The 14547-nt window shown below is 58.7% G+C and carries 11 protein-coding genes and 1 pseudogene; 5 read left to right on the top strand and 7 right to left on the bottom strand.

Annotation, left to right across the window (positions count from 1 at the left end):
• Positions 1-180 precede the first annotated feature (180 nt).
• On the bottom strand, positions 181-1020 hold the full coding sequence (locus JQ603_RS07215; protein WP_433996625.1) for an efflux RND transporter permease subunit: 840 nt from the start codon (positions 1018-1020) through the stop codon (positions 181-183).
• A 147-nt stretch (positions 1021-1167) separates the two neighbouring features.
• On the opposite strand from JQ603_RS07215, the pseudogene JQ603_RS07210 reads away from it, so the two are divergent.
• The 3 genes and pseudogenes from JQ603_RS07210 to JQ603_RS07200 form a co-directional block, all read left to right on the top strand.
• Positions 1168-1799 (top strand): annotated as a pseudogene (locus tag JQ603_RS07210) (3-hydroxybutyrate dehydrogenase); the annotation flags it as partial.
• A gap of 78 nt (positions 1800-1877) precedes the next feature.
• A complete protein-coding gene (locus JQ603_RS07205) occupies positions 1878-2204 on the top strand; it encodes a hypothetical protein (protein WP_212337719.1) in 327 nt (108 codons plus the stop codon).
• 391 nt (positions 2205-2595) lie between these two features.
• Complete coding sequence (locus tag JQ603_RS07200; protein WP_212337717.1) at positions 2596-4014, top strand: tyrosine-type recombinase/integrase; 1419 nt, start codon at positions 2596-2598, stop codon at positions 4012-4014.
• A 429-nt stretch (positions 4015-4443) separates the two neighbouring features.
• On the opposite strand, the gene JQ603_RS07195 is transcribed toward JQ603_RS07200, so the two are convergent.
• Entirely contained in the window at positions 4444-4878 is a 435-nt protein-coding gene (locus JQ603_RS07195) for an ABC transporter permease (RefSeq protein WP_349630709.1), read from the bottom strand.
• A gap of 153 nt (positions 4879-5031) precedes the next feature.
• Here JQ603_RS07195 and JQ603_RS07190 point away from each other — a divergent pair, with 153 nt between their 5' ends.
• The gene (locus tag JQ603_RS07190; protein ID WP_212337716.1) at positions 5032-6351 is read left to right on the top strand and encodes an alpha/beta hydrolase; all 1320 of its coding nucleotides are present in this window, start codon (positions 5032-5034) and stop codon (positions 6349-6351) included.
• 18 nt (positions 6352-6369) lie between these two features.
• Positions 6370-9864 carry a trypsin-like peptidase domain-containing protein gene (locus tag JQ603_RS07185; protein ID WP_349630700.1) on the top strand — a complete coding sequence of 1165 codons (3495 nt, stop codon included), beginning with the start codon at positions 6370-6372 and terminating at the stop codon, positions 9862-9864.
• Between the two features lie 341 nt (positions 9865-10205).
• On the opposite strand, the gene JQ603_RS07180 is transcribed toward JQ603_RS07185, so the two are convergent.
• From JQ603_RS07180 to JQ603_RS07160, 5 genes are all read right to left on the bottom strand, one after another.
• Positions 10206-10394: a hypothetical protein gene (locus JQ603_RS07180; RefSeq protein ID WP_212337714.1), complete on the bottom strand. Its 189-nt coding sequence runs from the start codon at positions 10392-10394 to the stop codon at positions 10206-10208.
• A gap of 72 nt (positions 10395-10466) precedes the next feature.
• The gene (locus tag JQ603_RS07175; RefSeq protein ID WP_212337713.1) at positions 10467-10670 is read right to left on the bottom strand and encodes a hypothetical protein; all 204 of its coding nucleotides are present in this window, start codon (positions 10668-10670) and stop codon (positions 10467-10469) included.
• Between the two features lie 38 nt (positions 10671-10708).
• Complete coding sequence (locus JQ603_RS07170) at positions 10709-10882, bottom strand: hypothetical protein (RefSeq protein WP_212337712.1); 174 nt, start codon at positions 10880-10882, stop codon at positions 10709-10711.
• Between the two features lie 218 nt (positions 10883-11100).
• Entirely contained in the window at positions 11101-11664 is a 564-nt protein-coding gene (locus JQ603_RS07165; RefSeq protein WP_212337711.1) for a cyclic nucleotide-binding domain-containing protein, read from the bottom strand.
• 11 nt (positions 11665-11675) lie between these two features.
• Positions 11676-14489, bottom strand: coding sequence for an NHLP bacteriocin export ABC transporter permease/ATPase subunit (locus tag JQ603_RS07160; protein ID WP_212337710.1), 2814 nt, complete (start codon positions 14487-14489; stop codon positions 11676-11678).
• Positions 14490-14547 lie beyond the last annotated feature (58 nt).

Here is a 14547-nt window from a genome sequence, read left to right as displayed (position 1 = left end):
CTAGCGGAGGACGCCCCGCGAAAGCCGGAGGACCTCCGGCCCCAATTGGCGGGGGCCCGGCCATGGGTGGCGGCGGAGGAAACTGCGCGAACGCCGCATTGGGAGACAACGTCATGGCTGCGAACGTCACGGGGATCGACATTATCATCGGGATCTTGCGGGACATGGTCTTCTCTCTTGTTAGAATTGAGTTTCGAGGACGGGCACCGGCTTGGATGCGGAGATCGCCTCGGCGGCTGGCGTGTCGTGCGCAGGCGCGGCGGGCTCATGCATAGATGAGTGATCGTTGTGATCAGGGTGAATGCGGAACCAGGCCACATACAGCGCCGGCAGGAACAGCAGCGTCAGCAGTGTGCCAACGATGATTCCGCCCATCATCGCGTAGGCCATTGGCCCCCAGAAGATCTCGCGCGCGATCGGAATCAGCGCGAGACTTGCGGCGGCTGCGGTCAACAGGATCGGTCGCATGCGATGCTCGGTCGCCTCCACGACGGCCTCCCACGCTGGGCGCCCCTCCTTCCTTAGATGCTCGATCTGCACGTTCAGGATCACGGAGTTGCGGACCAGGATGCCGATCAGCGCGAGCACGCCGAGGATAGCCACGAAGCCCAGCGGAGCACCGCTCGGCAGCAGGGCCATGACGACGCCGATCACGGCGAGCGGCGCAACCGCGAACACCAGGAACAAGCGATGGAAGCTCTGTAGCTGGATCATCAGCACCGTCGCCATGACGAATAGCATGAGTGGAACGACAGCTACGATCGGCGCCTGGCTCTTTGCGCTCTCCTCGACGGAGCCGCCGAGCTTCACCGAATAGCCGGCCGGCAGCTCCTTGCTGAACTCCGCGACTTTCGGCGCAAGCTGATCCACGATCGTCTTGGGCTGCGTGTTGCCAACGATGCCGGCCTTCAACGTGATGGTGGGAAGCCGCGCGCGCCGCCAGATCGTCGGCTGCTCGAGCTCATAACGCAAATTGGCGACGGCACCGAGCGGCACCGATTGACCGCCGAGCCCGGTCAATTGCAGATCGCGCAGGGTGTCGATGGAAGCACGTTCCAGTTGGTCGCACGTCCCGTGACATTGACGAGATAGATGCTGTCGCGCACCTGGGTAATCGGCGTTCCCTCGAGCACGCAGTTCAATGTCGTGGCGATGTCCTCCGAAGTCACGCCGATCGAAAGCGATTTTGGGGTCAAGACGATCTATTCGACCGCGGACATGGCGAAGCCAATCGAAGTCGCCGAGCTGATCGCGCTTGGCGAAACTACTTTCGGCAGCGTGGACGTCCTGATCAACAATGCCGGCATCCAACACGTTTCCCCCATCGAGGAATTTTCGCCCGACAAATGGGATGCGGTCATCGCGATCAACCTGTCCGCCGCATTCCATGCCATCCGTGCAGCGGTTCCTGGCATGAAGAAGCGCGGCTGGGGCCGCATATCACCACGGCCTCGGCTCACTCGCTGGTCGCCTCCCCCTTCAAGTCGGCCTATGTCGCGGCCAAGCACGGCATCTCGGGTCTCACCAAGACGGTGGCGCTGGAGCTCGCCCGATCGAAGATCACCTGCAACTGCATCAGCCCCGGTTACGTCTGGACCCCGCTGGTCGAGAAGCAGATCCCGAATACGATGAAGGCGCGCAATTTGAGGAGGGATGAGGTCATCAGTGACATCCTGCTCGCAGCGCAGCCCACGAAGGAGTTTGTCACGGCCGAACAGGTCGCTTCGCTCGCGCTTTTTCTGTGCAGCGACGATGCCGCGCAGATCACCGGCACCAATCTTGCGATCGATGGCGGCTAGACGGCCGCAAAGGGCTGCCCGTCGTGTACCGGAGAGCGCCAAACAATCGCCGTCGCCCCCCAACACGGAGTGCAAGATATGCCTTCTGACAGAATTGATGGTCACATTGACGAATCCAGCGGCGATCCGATCGTCCGCTTCGGCAAGCGCGATATCGCTCTGCCCGAGGTGCGAGAAAATGACAGACCGCTCGATCTTGCCGAAAATAAGAGCCTGACGGATGCTCTGCGCTGGTGCGAGCACACGTTCAACGAGGACGTGTTGCCGCCCCGTGCCATGCTGGAGAAGCCGCAGGAGTTCTACGCTTCGGCCAACATGGTTACCCTCGGTGGAGAGCAAGAAAGATTCCGCAGCGAACTCTCGTTCCAGTCCATCATTGGACAGATCGCACTGATCATTCGCTGACGCCGACCGGCGGCAAATCGCATCCTGCGTTGGCAGAACAACTCAAGACCGCGAACTCCTGAGCTATGGCAGCATCACGTCGCCAAACGCTGGTGTAGCGCTACTTCGAAAAAGACCGTTTGAAAGATCAGCTGCTCAAACGGTATTTCTCGCTAAGTCATTGAAATGGTGGGCGCACCAGGGCTCGAACCTGGGACCCGCTGATTAAGAGTTCAGTACTATCCCTTCGCCAGAGTTTCTAGATGTACGCCGCGCTACGATGAGTATTGGAGAAGCCCTTTGTTTGTAGGTGTTTCTCGCATAGTTTCGCGCTCCGTCGAACTCAAACCTTCCAACTGCTCAATCCGCCAACACCGTTTGAAAACCGTTTTGGCGGCCGTGGACGCTCGTAATGACCGATATTCGAATTTCTCTCACCGACAAGGCAATCGCTCAATTACCCGCTCCGAAAGAAGGCTGGTACCTAGCGCGTGATACAGAATTGAAGGGCTTTTTCGTGGTCATTGGAAAGCGACGGAGAACCTTTACCGTCCAAGGTGACCTGAGGCGCGGTGGCAAGCGGGCTTCATCCATTAGGGTTTCCATTGGAGACGCTAATGAGATGTCGACCCGAGCTGCGCGCGCCACCGCCAAGGAGTACTTGGCGCAGATTAGCCGGGGACGGCATCCGAAGGACAACAAGCAAACTGAAGAGACGAGTCCGGCTTCGGCGATGGAAAGTGGCGATACAACCGCGAGCATCACTCTCAGGCAGGCCTGGGAGCGGTACCTCGAGGCACATCTGATCCGTAAGAACCGCAGCGGAAAGACCATCGAGGGCTACCGCGATCACGTCGAACGAATTTTTGCGGAATGGCTGGACACCACCCTCCATGAGCTCGCAACCGATCCGGCTCGCGTGGCCAAGAAGCACGATAAAGTTACAAGTGAGAACGGCCCGTACATGGCCAATGGTAGCATGCGGACCCTGCGGGCCATCTACAATCATGCACGGAAGACGAACAGGTCGCTGCCGTCAGATAACCCAGCCGATGCGGTCGACTGGAATGTCGAGGAGCGCCGCAACACTGGGATGGGATCGGTCGACCTGAAGGGCTGGTTTGCGCAGCTCGCCGCCCTCGACAACCCCGTGCGTAGAGAGTTCCACCTCTTCACTCTCCTTTGCGGTTCTCGGCCCACTGCGCTCCAGGAAGCCAAGCCAGAACACATAGATCTTCGGCGCCGGACGCTGCACGTTCCCAAACCGAAGGGTGGCAGGAAGAAAGCCTTCGATATTCCGTTGTCGCGCCAGATGATCCTTTGCCTCATCCGCGCTGTCCGGTTCGGCAGACAAATGTATCCACCGCAAGCACACGAGTGGGTGTTTCCAGCCGACAGCGGATCGGGGCATTTAGCGGAAGCCAAGGAGGACCGGGAAGTGCTATCGAAATGGGGCAACGATCTCCGTCAGACCTTCCGTACGATTGCAACCGCGGCCGGCGTATCCGAAGTCGACGCCAAGCTCCTGATGAACCATGCCATTCCGGGAGTAAACGCGGGCTATATTACACGGCACAAGCTTCTCGAAGATCATCTGCGCATGCAGCAGCAGGCGATCAGCACCGCGGTATTTGCCGCTTTGAGCGGATCGATTGCTCAAGATCATGAGTTGCAGGGTTGGCTCGGAAGAGGCGCGTACCGGCGTGCGGCCCCTGGCATCATTTCCGATGGGATGCAGTGTGGTCCGACCTGTTGCCCTAGTGGAGCAGGGATCGATCTGAAGCTCAGCGCATTTAGAATTCAGCGCACTATGAATCGGTCCAGTCGATAAACTGGCACCCAAACGTACAACTGTGTTCTTGTCTAAGGTCCGGCTCGCTCTGCGATCCTAGCAGCATCAGCAATTCGATCGCTTGGATGCAAGACGATCGCCCGGTGCCATCCCTGAGACCACCTCGGCAAACCTGTTATTCCGGCGCCCTATCTGCACGAGCGCGATCTGGGCCCGGCCATTCTCGTCGGCGAAAACGGCCCACCGGTCTCCTTTCCGGAACAAAGCGCTGACCGGCACGACCACGGCGTCCGGAGCGCTCCAGGTGGTCACGTTGACGACGACCCGATAGTCGTGGCCAAGGGAGGTCCACATCTCGGGCGGGTCCGCGAAGTCGATGGTGACCCTGACCCGCTGCTCCTCAATCCCCAGAGCGGTGTACCGCGTGGCTAGTCACGCGCCTTGAGGACCGCGACGAGGCCCAGGTCGTCAATGCGTTGGCGGATGGCGGCCGCGGAGGCGATGGCTGCCAGCACCACGACGGATGCGGCGACTACGTAGATCGAGTGCTCGACGACGAGGCGGACGCGCATCAGTTCGCCGGCGAGGTTCGTCTTTCATAACCCAAGCCAGCCAGTAGCCCATCAGCCAGCCGGGCGACTGCGCCACCAGCGCCAGGATCGCGAGCTCAAGCAGCTGGATGCGCGGCACCTCGCCGCCCGTGAAGCCGAGCACACGCAGGCTGGCCAGCTCCCGCGCCCGCTCGGACAGCGAGATGCGGGCGTTGTTGTAAACGACGCCGAACGCGATCACGGCCACGAGCCCGGTGTAGATGCTCGTCATCCTGGTGACGAGCAGGGCGACGGTCTTGCGGAAGTTCGCCAGAGAAACGCGCTGTAGCGCCACGCCGCCGACCGTCGGCATGGACTTCACGGCCGCGTAGAAGTCCTCCTTGCGGAGTTTGCCTCAAGCAACCGGTTGGCCTGCCTGCATAGAGGCGCAGGAAGCAACCCCCGTTGCTACCGCTCTTAAGTTGTATATGATCTAGGCTTTCCGCGCTGGTTACTGGAGGCAAAAATGCCGACACGAGACCTTTCGGTCGTAAAAACGGCTTTAATCGACTTTTTCAAGGCACGCCTGACGAACAAAGCGACCAAGATCAGCACCCGCACCGACGTCCGCGCCGCTTGCGGTCTGAAGAGCGACAGCAAATGGCGCGCGTTAGCAAAAGCCATTAACTCACTTCCCTCGATCGTGGCGGCTAAGCTGAGGATAAGCGAAGGTGATCTGCTGGAAGCCAAGTCCGTCGGCGAGATTCTCAAAAGGCTTCGTGCAGCTTCACTTGTTTCAGCAAGATCTGGCAAGCTGACAGTCGCCAAACCAATCTCAACCTCACCCATCGTTGTGAAGACCGACAACGAAGGCGCTCAATATGCTGTCTGGTACGGAACCAACCGCAAGCCCATAGATGCAAAGGCCCCAAATCGCGGCTATTCGAACGAACGCGATGACACCACGCATTACGGAAAGTGCATCGTGTCGGTTCCGAAATCCCACAAGATTGGCTCGATCGGATCATCGTGGTGGAAGCGGCTTCTTAGTCGCACCGACGATCGTCTGAAAATTACTGACGTTAGCGAACTAAACGAGGACGCATTCTGGGCGTCTGCGCGAGAGCACCTGGCAAAGGTCGCACCAGGCCGACGAGACGTTGTTATCTTCGTTCACGGCTACAACGTTTCTTTTTCAGCGGCTGCCCTACGCGCGGCCCAAGTTGGCTTCGATCTGTCGATCGAAGGAGTCATGGCGTTCTTTAGTTGGCCCTCTCAAGGCATACTCAAAGGTTACATCAGCGACGAAGCGACGATTGAGGCGAGCGAGGTCTCGCTCGCCGACTTCATCGAAAAATTTGCTTCCGAAGGACGTCGTGTTCATCTTATCGCCCACAGCATGGGGAACCGAGGAGTTCTACGAGCTGTCAACCGGATCGAGGGCACTGCCAAGCGGCGAAAGGCACTCTTTGGCCAAATCATCCTAGCTGCGGCGGACGTAGACGCCGGCACATTCAAGAACCTGTGCGACAGTTATGTTCGGTCATCGAGCCGAGCCACCCTCTATGTTTCCCCGAAGGACCGTGCTGTCGAAGCATCTCGTTGGCTTCATGACTTCCCTAGAGCCGGCTTGCTCCCTCCAGTCATGATCGTTCCAGGAATTGATACAATAAACGTCGTGAACTCCGATATTTCAATGCTTGGACATGGCTATGTCGCCGAGTCCCGAAACGTATTGCAAGACATGCATGCGTTGATTACCGCCGGCACCCCACCCGAGAAGAGGTTCGCTCTTCAACGAACCAAGACAAGCGACAACGAACCTTACTGGATAATTGGAAAATAAGCCGGGGTTAAAGCAGACATGCGAGTCCAAGCAATTCCCAATCGGATGCTACGTAGCGTCGCAAGCATCGAGAGTGGCGGTCGGTCTGGTACAGCTTTCCTGCTGCAACGCGTTGGCCAGTCGTGCCTGTTTCTTACAGCATTGCACAACGTGTTAGGCAAGAAGGGTCTCCAGGCTGTCAAACTCCATCTCCAACATCGTAAGCCGATCAAGGCAATGATTGTCGACTACAACGAAGCCCGTGATATGGCGCTGCTCGCGGTAGATCTCCCGAAACTCCCGCGTGAAGCACCGGCCTCAGCAGCTGTGAGGCCTGGCTCCATATATTTAGGAATCCCAAGCAGTCAGCTTCAAGTGCTGCAAATGCTCAATCCCGAACTGGGCATCGTTGCACCGTTCGTTGTGCAAGCACCGGTGATCGGTGAAACATCAATTGTCTACGAAATTGGAGGGCAGCAACGCATTATCGAGCGTGTTTTATCTCAACAAAATTTGACAATCCCCGGAGGTGTCAGCGGCGCTCCCGTATTCTCGGCAGAAAATGGTGCTATCGTCGCGATGGCATGCGCCGCAGCAGATCAGCTAGCACAATCGTTCTTTGTTCCCTTGCGCTCTACCAAACCGGCACAACGCAACCCTACGAAGGGAGAGGATAACGGTCAGCAAATTTCGCAGCTGCTCTCTTGGGCTGAGCGTGAATTAACAAGATTGGGATCAGCGCCCAATAGCAAAGGAGTGTCCGCCCTCGCCTGGATACAAACTCGAAGCGCAATACACAGTCTTGCTGATTCAGGCGTTTACGATCCGAAATACATTTTGGAGCGTGACTCGCTGGTCAACAGCTTGGCTTTGTTTCTGAAGAGCGACTCTGACACAGCTGTGCTCGCAGGAACTTCCGGCGTTGGCAAAAGCTCAAGCGTTGCTCGCATCCTCAGAACGCGCACTCTGAAGCGTCCAGTACTGCTATTGCGCGCCGCTCAGATTCGACACACGACGGACACCCTTGTTGATGCCCTCCTCAGCGCGCTCAATATCACCTCATTTGAAAACGTTACGCACTTTGATACAGCATCAACTTCTAGACCGCTGGTAGTAGTCGATGGCATCAACGAGCTCGCAATTCCTGGCGATTGGGACAGCTTCACGAAGAACACGTTGGTCCCATTTGCAACGAACATCGCGCGTCGAGGCTGGAAACTTCTCTTCATCACACGAGAAGATCGCCTAGACGAATTGACTGAATTATCCCGATCTCTCAAACTCTACGAGCCTAATCCTGCGCTGAAAGCCGAAAACAAAGCTCGCTTTCCTTTTATTGCAATCGAAGGCTTCAGTCGCGACGAATTTGACACGCTCGTCTCATTGCATGGACTGCCGGCAAACCTCCCTTTCTCGGATCTTCGACATCCGATCGTCTTTCGGCTCATGGTCGAGGCGAACAAAGGCAAGAAATTAGAGCACGTTCGCATTCGAACATTGCTGTCGCTCTACATCGATGAAGTGATAAGAAAGATACATTTCAGATGCTCAAAGCGAAGTCGCGACCGCATCCGTGGTGCAATCCAGGAATGGACGGAGAGCGATAAAGTCACTCATCGTGGTTTTCTGCCAATTGGCGTATTTGAGGACACCGACGACGAAGAATTGGCTGAGGCCGCTGTCAGCGAAAGTCTCCTCGAACGCGTTCCGGGTGGGTATCGTTATGTCTACGATGAAATCTTCGACTTCGTGGTCTCTCCAAAGATTGCGCGATTTATCAAAAGTCGACTCGACGAAAGCAACTTCTCCCTCATCACAATTGTAAACAATCTAAGCACCGCTGGCACCTCGGCGGGCGCCATCGCACGCTGTCTTGAGCTACTTTCGGAACACGATCCTGAGATAGCTTCTTTGCTGGCAGAACGGCTGGTGCAAGAACTTAACGGCCTGAGACCGCTATCGGAGAGTATCACCGCGCCCAATTCGATCCGAACACTATTTCCACTAATGCGCGTGCTCGGAAGTACGGAAAAAGGCGGACCATTGGATTTGGCGAAAGATGCATTGCCTCTATTCGATGAAGCCGGTTCGGAATTCGATACGACTTGGAACGGCCACTTTAGTATAAGCTACGCTCTTTCTGACGACCACATATCTTACGCGTTCGATGACGATCGGATGTGGCGCATGATCAAGCTTGCTGCCTTCGGCCGGCCTAGAGAGGGCAGCTATCCATTTCGATCCAAAGACGTCGGTAGTAGCGACGGAATTGAGTTAGCTAGGCACCAAATCGATACGCTTTCGCAATACAAAGTAGTTCGGCATTTCTTGACGGTGTCTCCAACTCACGCTCAGGAACGTTTTCTCAATGGCCTTGAGGATCAGAGCCGGATTGGGTCCGAGCATTCATTCAGTTCATTTTGCGCTCAGATTATTTACGTCTTCCTCGAGAAATTCGACTTCGGAACGATCGTCCGCGGATTGGCCAAATCAAGGAGTTCGGAAAGCTTCAATCTCTTCCTCAAACTTACGAAGGCGCATCCGCGCTTGATATTTCCTTACATCAAGAATGGCGACTTGCTCAATGCGCCTGAACTTACAAGCCGGAGCTTGGCGATTATCACGTCGACGAGTTCCGAGTTGAAAACACCTTCGATAAAGTTGGCGTTTTCAATGGTCAGCGTCCACAACCATCCGATATTCGCCTATTCGACTTTCTTTTCAAATTGGGCGTCGCAAGATGTTGGGGTGGACCTCCTTCCCTCAATATTAGCCGCGTGGGATGCCGGCGACGGAACAGAACACGAGATCGCCCTCTCTGCAACGAGCGGATTGCTTTCGCTTGACCGTGTATTGGAGTTGCTCGCATCACGATTGAACACGCAATCGGGGGAAAGAAATCGGCTCGGATTCTATATTTCTTCCTTGGAAGACTATTGGAAAACCGTAGCCGACGATGACAAGAGACTTGATATCGTAGACAAAGTAGTTCGCGTCTTTTGGGCGACGAGGGCCGCCAAAACAATAGAGCAAATTTTTGCGATTGAAGTCCTGTTGCATTGGTCGCTCAGCGCGGGCGCTATACGTGGTCCGCTTTTGGGCGTTCTCGAAAGTAGCTGCAAAGAGTTTCCAACCGAAGTCGGTTTCAACTTTCGATATGTCATTCGCGACAGGGCACGGAGGCTTGACGAAGTCACGCGCGACAATCTCCTTGCGCCGATCTTTAGCAACGCGAGTTGGAGCTCTATCGCTCAAATCGTTGGAGCTACGTTACGTGCAAGACCTGAAAGTGCGGACTCTGTAGATCTTGTCCGACGCGCGATTGCACGCTTTGGTGCCAGACATCTCTTCGAGAGGGTCGTCGAGGATGTTCGAAGGTCTCAAGAACTGGATTTCCTTCTCGACGATGAGGCCGGCGCCCTGATCCAAATCCTTTCGGAGGTAGATCCGGAGATGTTCGAGGAGTACCGCGAGATATTCGACAGTGCTCCCGCGACCATATCGGCGGACGCAAGAAAGGATCGTAGGCGTTGACGCGATCGCTCGTCAGGCAGCGGTCGTGTCGACTTCCGCGCATCTCGACAGACAAGCGCAGGCGGCTTTACCGAACCTTCGCTCTAAGGGAAGCGATCGCGCTCGTACCTTTCGAGAAAACGGACCGTTTGAAAAATCAGCTACTCAAACGGTTTTTCTTGCTAAGTGCTTGAAATGGTGGGCGCACCAGGGCTCGCACCTGGGACCCGCTGATTAAGAGACAGCCACTGGTTAAGAACAATCAATGACTTGCCAATCGCGCACTTGGGCTTATCCGGCCGAAAACGGGCATTTGTCACACAGCCACAGTGGCTTAGTTGCGCTGCGCTTAGGTCCCAAGATCAGATCGTCTTGTTGTATGTGCTACCGGTTGTGACCCGGGGCCAAAGGCCGCCCGACACGTCGTCCAGCGCGTGATCGCCGACGGCATCCTTCCCCGGCGTCGACGAAATTTTGGTCTCCGCGCCGTCCTTGAGGCTCTCGCGAGGTTCGGCCCCCACCTTTGAATTCGCATCCTGCTTGTTGGTCACGTTCAATCTCCACCTTCATCAAGGCTGATTGTTAGCCGCTTCAAGCCGTCGTCGGCTCAGACGCTTTCTCGGTCAACCTCCGCCGCCTGTGGCGCCGATGCTGGCACGCACAGCGTTATTATAGGGCCAAGACCCGCCTGACACTTTGTCCAGCGAGCTGTCGCTGAGCGTATCAGCCGCTGGTGTGATTTGGGATGCCGTGGTCTGAGCGCCGTCCTTGAGGCTGTCGCCGGGTACCGCGTTTGCTGTGGAATTCGTGTCCTGCTGATCGGTCATTCTCAATCTCCAGCTCTGATCGATGCCAAGTGTGGACGTCAGAACCCGCGGGTCGGAGGCACACGGCCGCCGGACACATCGTTCAGGGAGCTGTCGCTCAGCGCGTCCTTTTCCGACGTCGAGATCTGGGATGCCTTGCTCTGAGCGGCATCCTTGCGGCTATCGAGAGACTTGGCTTCCGGCTTCGAATTCGTGTCCTGCTTATTGGTCATGCTCAATCTCCAATTCAAAAGTTGCGACGGTCCGAAGAGGTCATTTCCCGAGAAATCAAGGGCTTAGGAAACCGACTTCCCGGCGTCGCCTTTGTTTCCTGCGCTTGAGGTGAAAGCTACCGCTGGACCGATTTGCCCGCGATACGGCAGATGCCGTATTTCGCCGTTGCTCACGAGGACGTGTCGAAAGCGCCCCTTCGAAAGACCCTGCTTCGATCTCAGGATCTGGCGCCTCGCATCGCGACCTCCTCCACGAGCTTGAGCAGGCGGTCAAACCGCTCGCCCGCGATCGACACCTGGTCGAGCACGGCAGGATCAAGCTCGTCCTTCAACCGCGTCGCTTCGTCCCCGAGGCCGGTTTCCTGCTCGCCATAGGCCATCCTGCGCTCGGTGGCGCGCAGGCGGTCCGACAGCAGGATGGCGAGCGCGCGATAGAAGCGGCTGGCAAAGGCGAAATCGCCCGCGAGCTTGCGCAGCAGGATCTGCTTGTCCAGGAACAGGGCAACCGAGTCGGCCTTTGCGGCCACCGTGGCCGAGGGCGGCACGGAATCGATCAGCGACATCTCACCGACGAAATCCCCCGCTTCCAGCTGGGCGATCTCGCCGATGCCGGCCACGCTCACGCCCATTCGTCCCTGCAACAGCAGGACGATCGACGAAATCGGCACGCCTTCGTCGATCAGGACGTCCTGCCGCCTGATGCCGCGGCGGGAGCCGGCGCGGGCCATCCAGTCGATGTCGGAGTCGTTCAGCACGCCGAATATGAAGAGGACCTTGCGCATGTCGGTGCCCCCTAGATCAGTTGACGTTCGGCGAAACCGGCAAACAGGCCCGGCTGCGCCATCAACTCGGCAAAGCTGCCGGTCTGCACGATCTTGCCGCCGCCCAGCACGACAATCCGGTCCGCCGACCGAACGGTGCTGAGCCGGTGCGCGATGACGATACGCGTCAAATTGAGCCTCGATATCGACTCGCTGACGATGGCCTGGGACCGGTTGTCGAGCGCACTGGTGGCCTCATCCATCAGCAGCAGCCGCGGCCGATGCGCCAGCGCCCGCGCGATCAGCAAGCGCTGGCGCTGGCCACCCGACAGCGTGTTGACGCCCTCTGCAACGAGGGTCTGCATGCCCATGGGCATGGCCTCGAGGTCGCGGTCGAATCCGGCCAGCCGTGCGATCTCCCAGGCCTGGTCAATCGACAGACGGGCTGCGCCACAGATGTTTTCATAGACGCTGCCGGAGGCGAGCCTGGAGTTCTGCAGCACGACACCGACGTCGCGGCGCAACAAGCCGACGTCGATGGTCTCGAGCGACTTGCCGTCGATAAAGATCACGCCGGATTCCGGCTTCTCGAAGCCGAGCAGCAATCGGAACAGCGTCGACTTGCCGCTGCCGGACGGGCCGACAATGGCGAGGTATTCTCCCGTCCCGACGCTGAGGCTGACATCGTCGAGGATCAGCGGCCCGCTGTCGCCATAGCGGAACGACACATTGGCAAACTCGATCGCGCCGCTGATCTCGCCGACCGACTTCCGCTCGTCGCTGATTTCGGTCGGCGTCGCGATGATCGGCTTGATCCGCTCGATCCTGGGGATTGCGACCAAGAGCTCTCCGATCGCGAACGACCACTCGCCGACCGCGGCGAGTGACAGCCCGAACGCCGCATAGAAGGCCAGGAACGTCCCAAGCTCGTGCACCGGCTTCGCACCTGATGTGGTCTGGGCCAGGGCAAAGACGAGCAGCGTCGCCAACGCGGGAAACGCCGCATCGAGGCTCTTCTGGAGGTTTGCCGCACGCTGCGAGGCGATGAAATGGCGCTTCTGCTCGGAAAAGCGCTCGACCCAGATCGAGAGCGCCTGCATGGTCGCGTTCGCAATCCGCAGTTTTCCGACGCCGGTGAGGAGCTGGAGCACCAGCCCCTCCAGCCAGCCCTGAAGGTAGAGGCTCTCGCGCTCCTCCGACAGCCGGACCAGGCTGATCGCGACCACCATTGCGACGCGCAGCACGGCGAGCGCCGCGGCCAACAGGCCCAGCCTGATGTCGAGAGCGAGCATCACGGCAAAACTGAACGCGCAGGACACCAGCGCCAGAAATCCGCGAATGGCGCGGCCGGTGACGATGGTGCGGACGGCTTCGACACCCAGCGTGCGGTCCGCGAGGTCGCCAACGGAGAAGTCGCGGAAAAACGCGGTCGGCATCCGCAACAGGCGGTCGACAATTGCCGCCTGCAAGACAAAGTCCAGCCGGCTTTCGAGCCGGAGCATGGCGATGCCCTGCATCATCTGGAATCCGCCGGCCACCAGCGTCACGACGATGAGCGCGATGGCGCAGATCAGGAGCTGGTCGACCTCCGCGCGCGGCAGCACGGAATCGATCAGCAGCTTGGTCACGAGCGGCGTCGCCAGCGCGAGCAGCCCGAGGCACAGGGCCGCCAGCATGATCCGCAGAAAATCGCCCCGGACGGTCGCCGCGCCGAACTTCAGGAGATCGCGAACCACCAGGCCTCGCGACGGCAGCGGGCGATAGAACATCACCGCCTCCGGCGCCAGTTCGGCGGCGATGGCCCGCGTCAATTCACGGCGCGTGCCGGCGCCGGGGTCGACGATGATGTGGCGGCCGCCGGCCTTGGGAAGGATCGCGACGGGCCGCCGGTCTTCGCCAAGGAACGCGACGAACGGACCGGCACTGTTGGCTTGCCAGTCCGCACGCAGCAGCAGGCGCCGCAGTCGCACCCGCGACGCCTCGGCGATCCTGACGGCACGCGCAAGATCATCATTGTCGAACGCCATATTGGCCGGAGCCTGGAGCGAAATGCCCATGGCTGCTCCGACCTCCCGACAGGCGGCGAGCAGACGGCTGACGCCAACTGCAGCAGGCTGGGATGCTTCGGACCCGGCAGTGATGATACCGGCAAGACGATTGACAATGCTGGTTCTGCGCTGCCGGTTGAGACCACAGCGCAGGCGCAGGTGTTCGGCCTCCGCGAGGGTGTCCTCATCAATCCTGTGACACAGGCTCTCCATGACGCGTACGTGGAATCGATCGAGGGCGGCCCAGATCCCGGCAAGCGAGAATGCCGTGCTGCTTCGAACCTCCAGGGTCGCATCCTCGCGGGCGACGATCCACGTCCCCGGCGGCATCGGCGAAGGACAATCTCCGGGGCCATGGGGCTGCGGCATCTCCATCACGCCGATGGTCCCATGCTCAATCCCGATCCAACCGACCCGCCGGCTGGACAGCCGGAGAACATCGCCGGATGCCAGTAAGTATCGCGAGCCGATCGCCGCCTGCTGCACGACCGCTCCTTGAGGAGACGCTGCGATGATTCCTGACACAACCACGGTCCATGCGTCGATCGCGTCCCGATCTGCAAACTGGCCACGATGATCGATCACGACCTCGGTCTCGAGACCGCCGACCGCAATCACGGCCATCGAATTTCCGTTCCCATCGCTGATGCCGGGCAGGCCGAAGACGACTGCGCCTTGCTCGACCCGAAACAAGTGATGCCGCCGGCTCGGCTCTCCGCCAGCGCTCTCCTTGACGCCAAACAGGTCGACATAACCGCGCACGACGTGCAGCACGAGATCGACGTCATTGACCGGCATTGGTCGATGGCTCCCGAGCGCCATCGGGGCGGACGCCGCGCCTGCTCGCGAGGGCGGG

The organism is Bradyrhizobium liaoningense, assembly GCF_018130825.1.
Classification (GTDB): Bacteria; Pseudomonadota; Alphaproteobacteria; order Rhizobiales; family Xanthobacteraceae; genus Bradyrhizobium; species Bradyrhizobium liaoningense_B.
The sequence above is the reverse complement of the archived record's forward strand: the minus strand, read 5'-3'. Positions and strand labels throughout refer to the sequence as shown.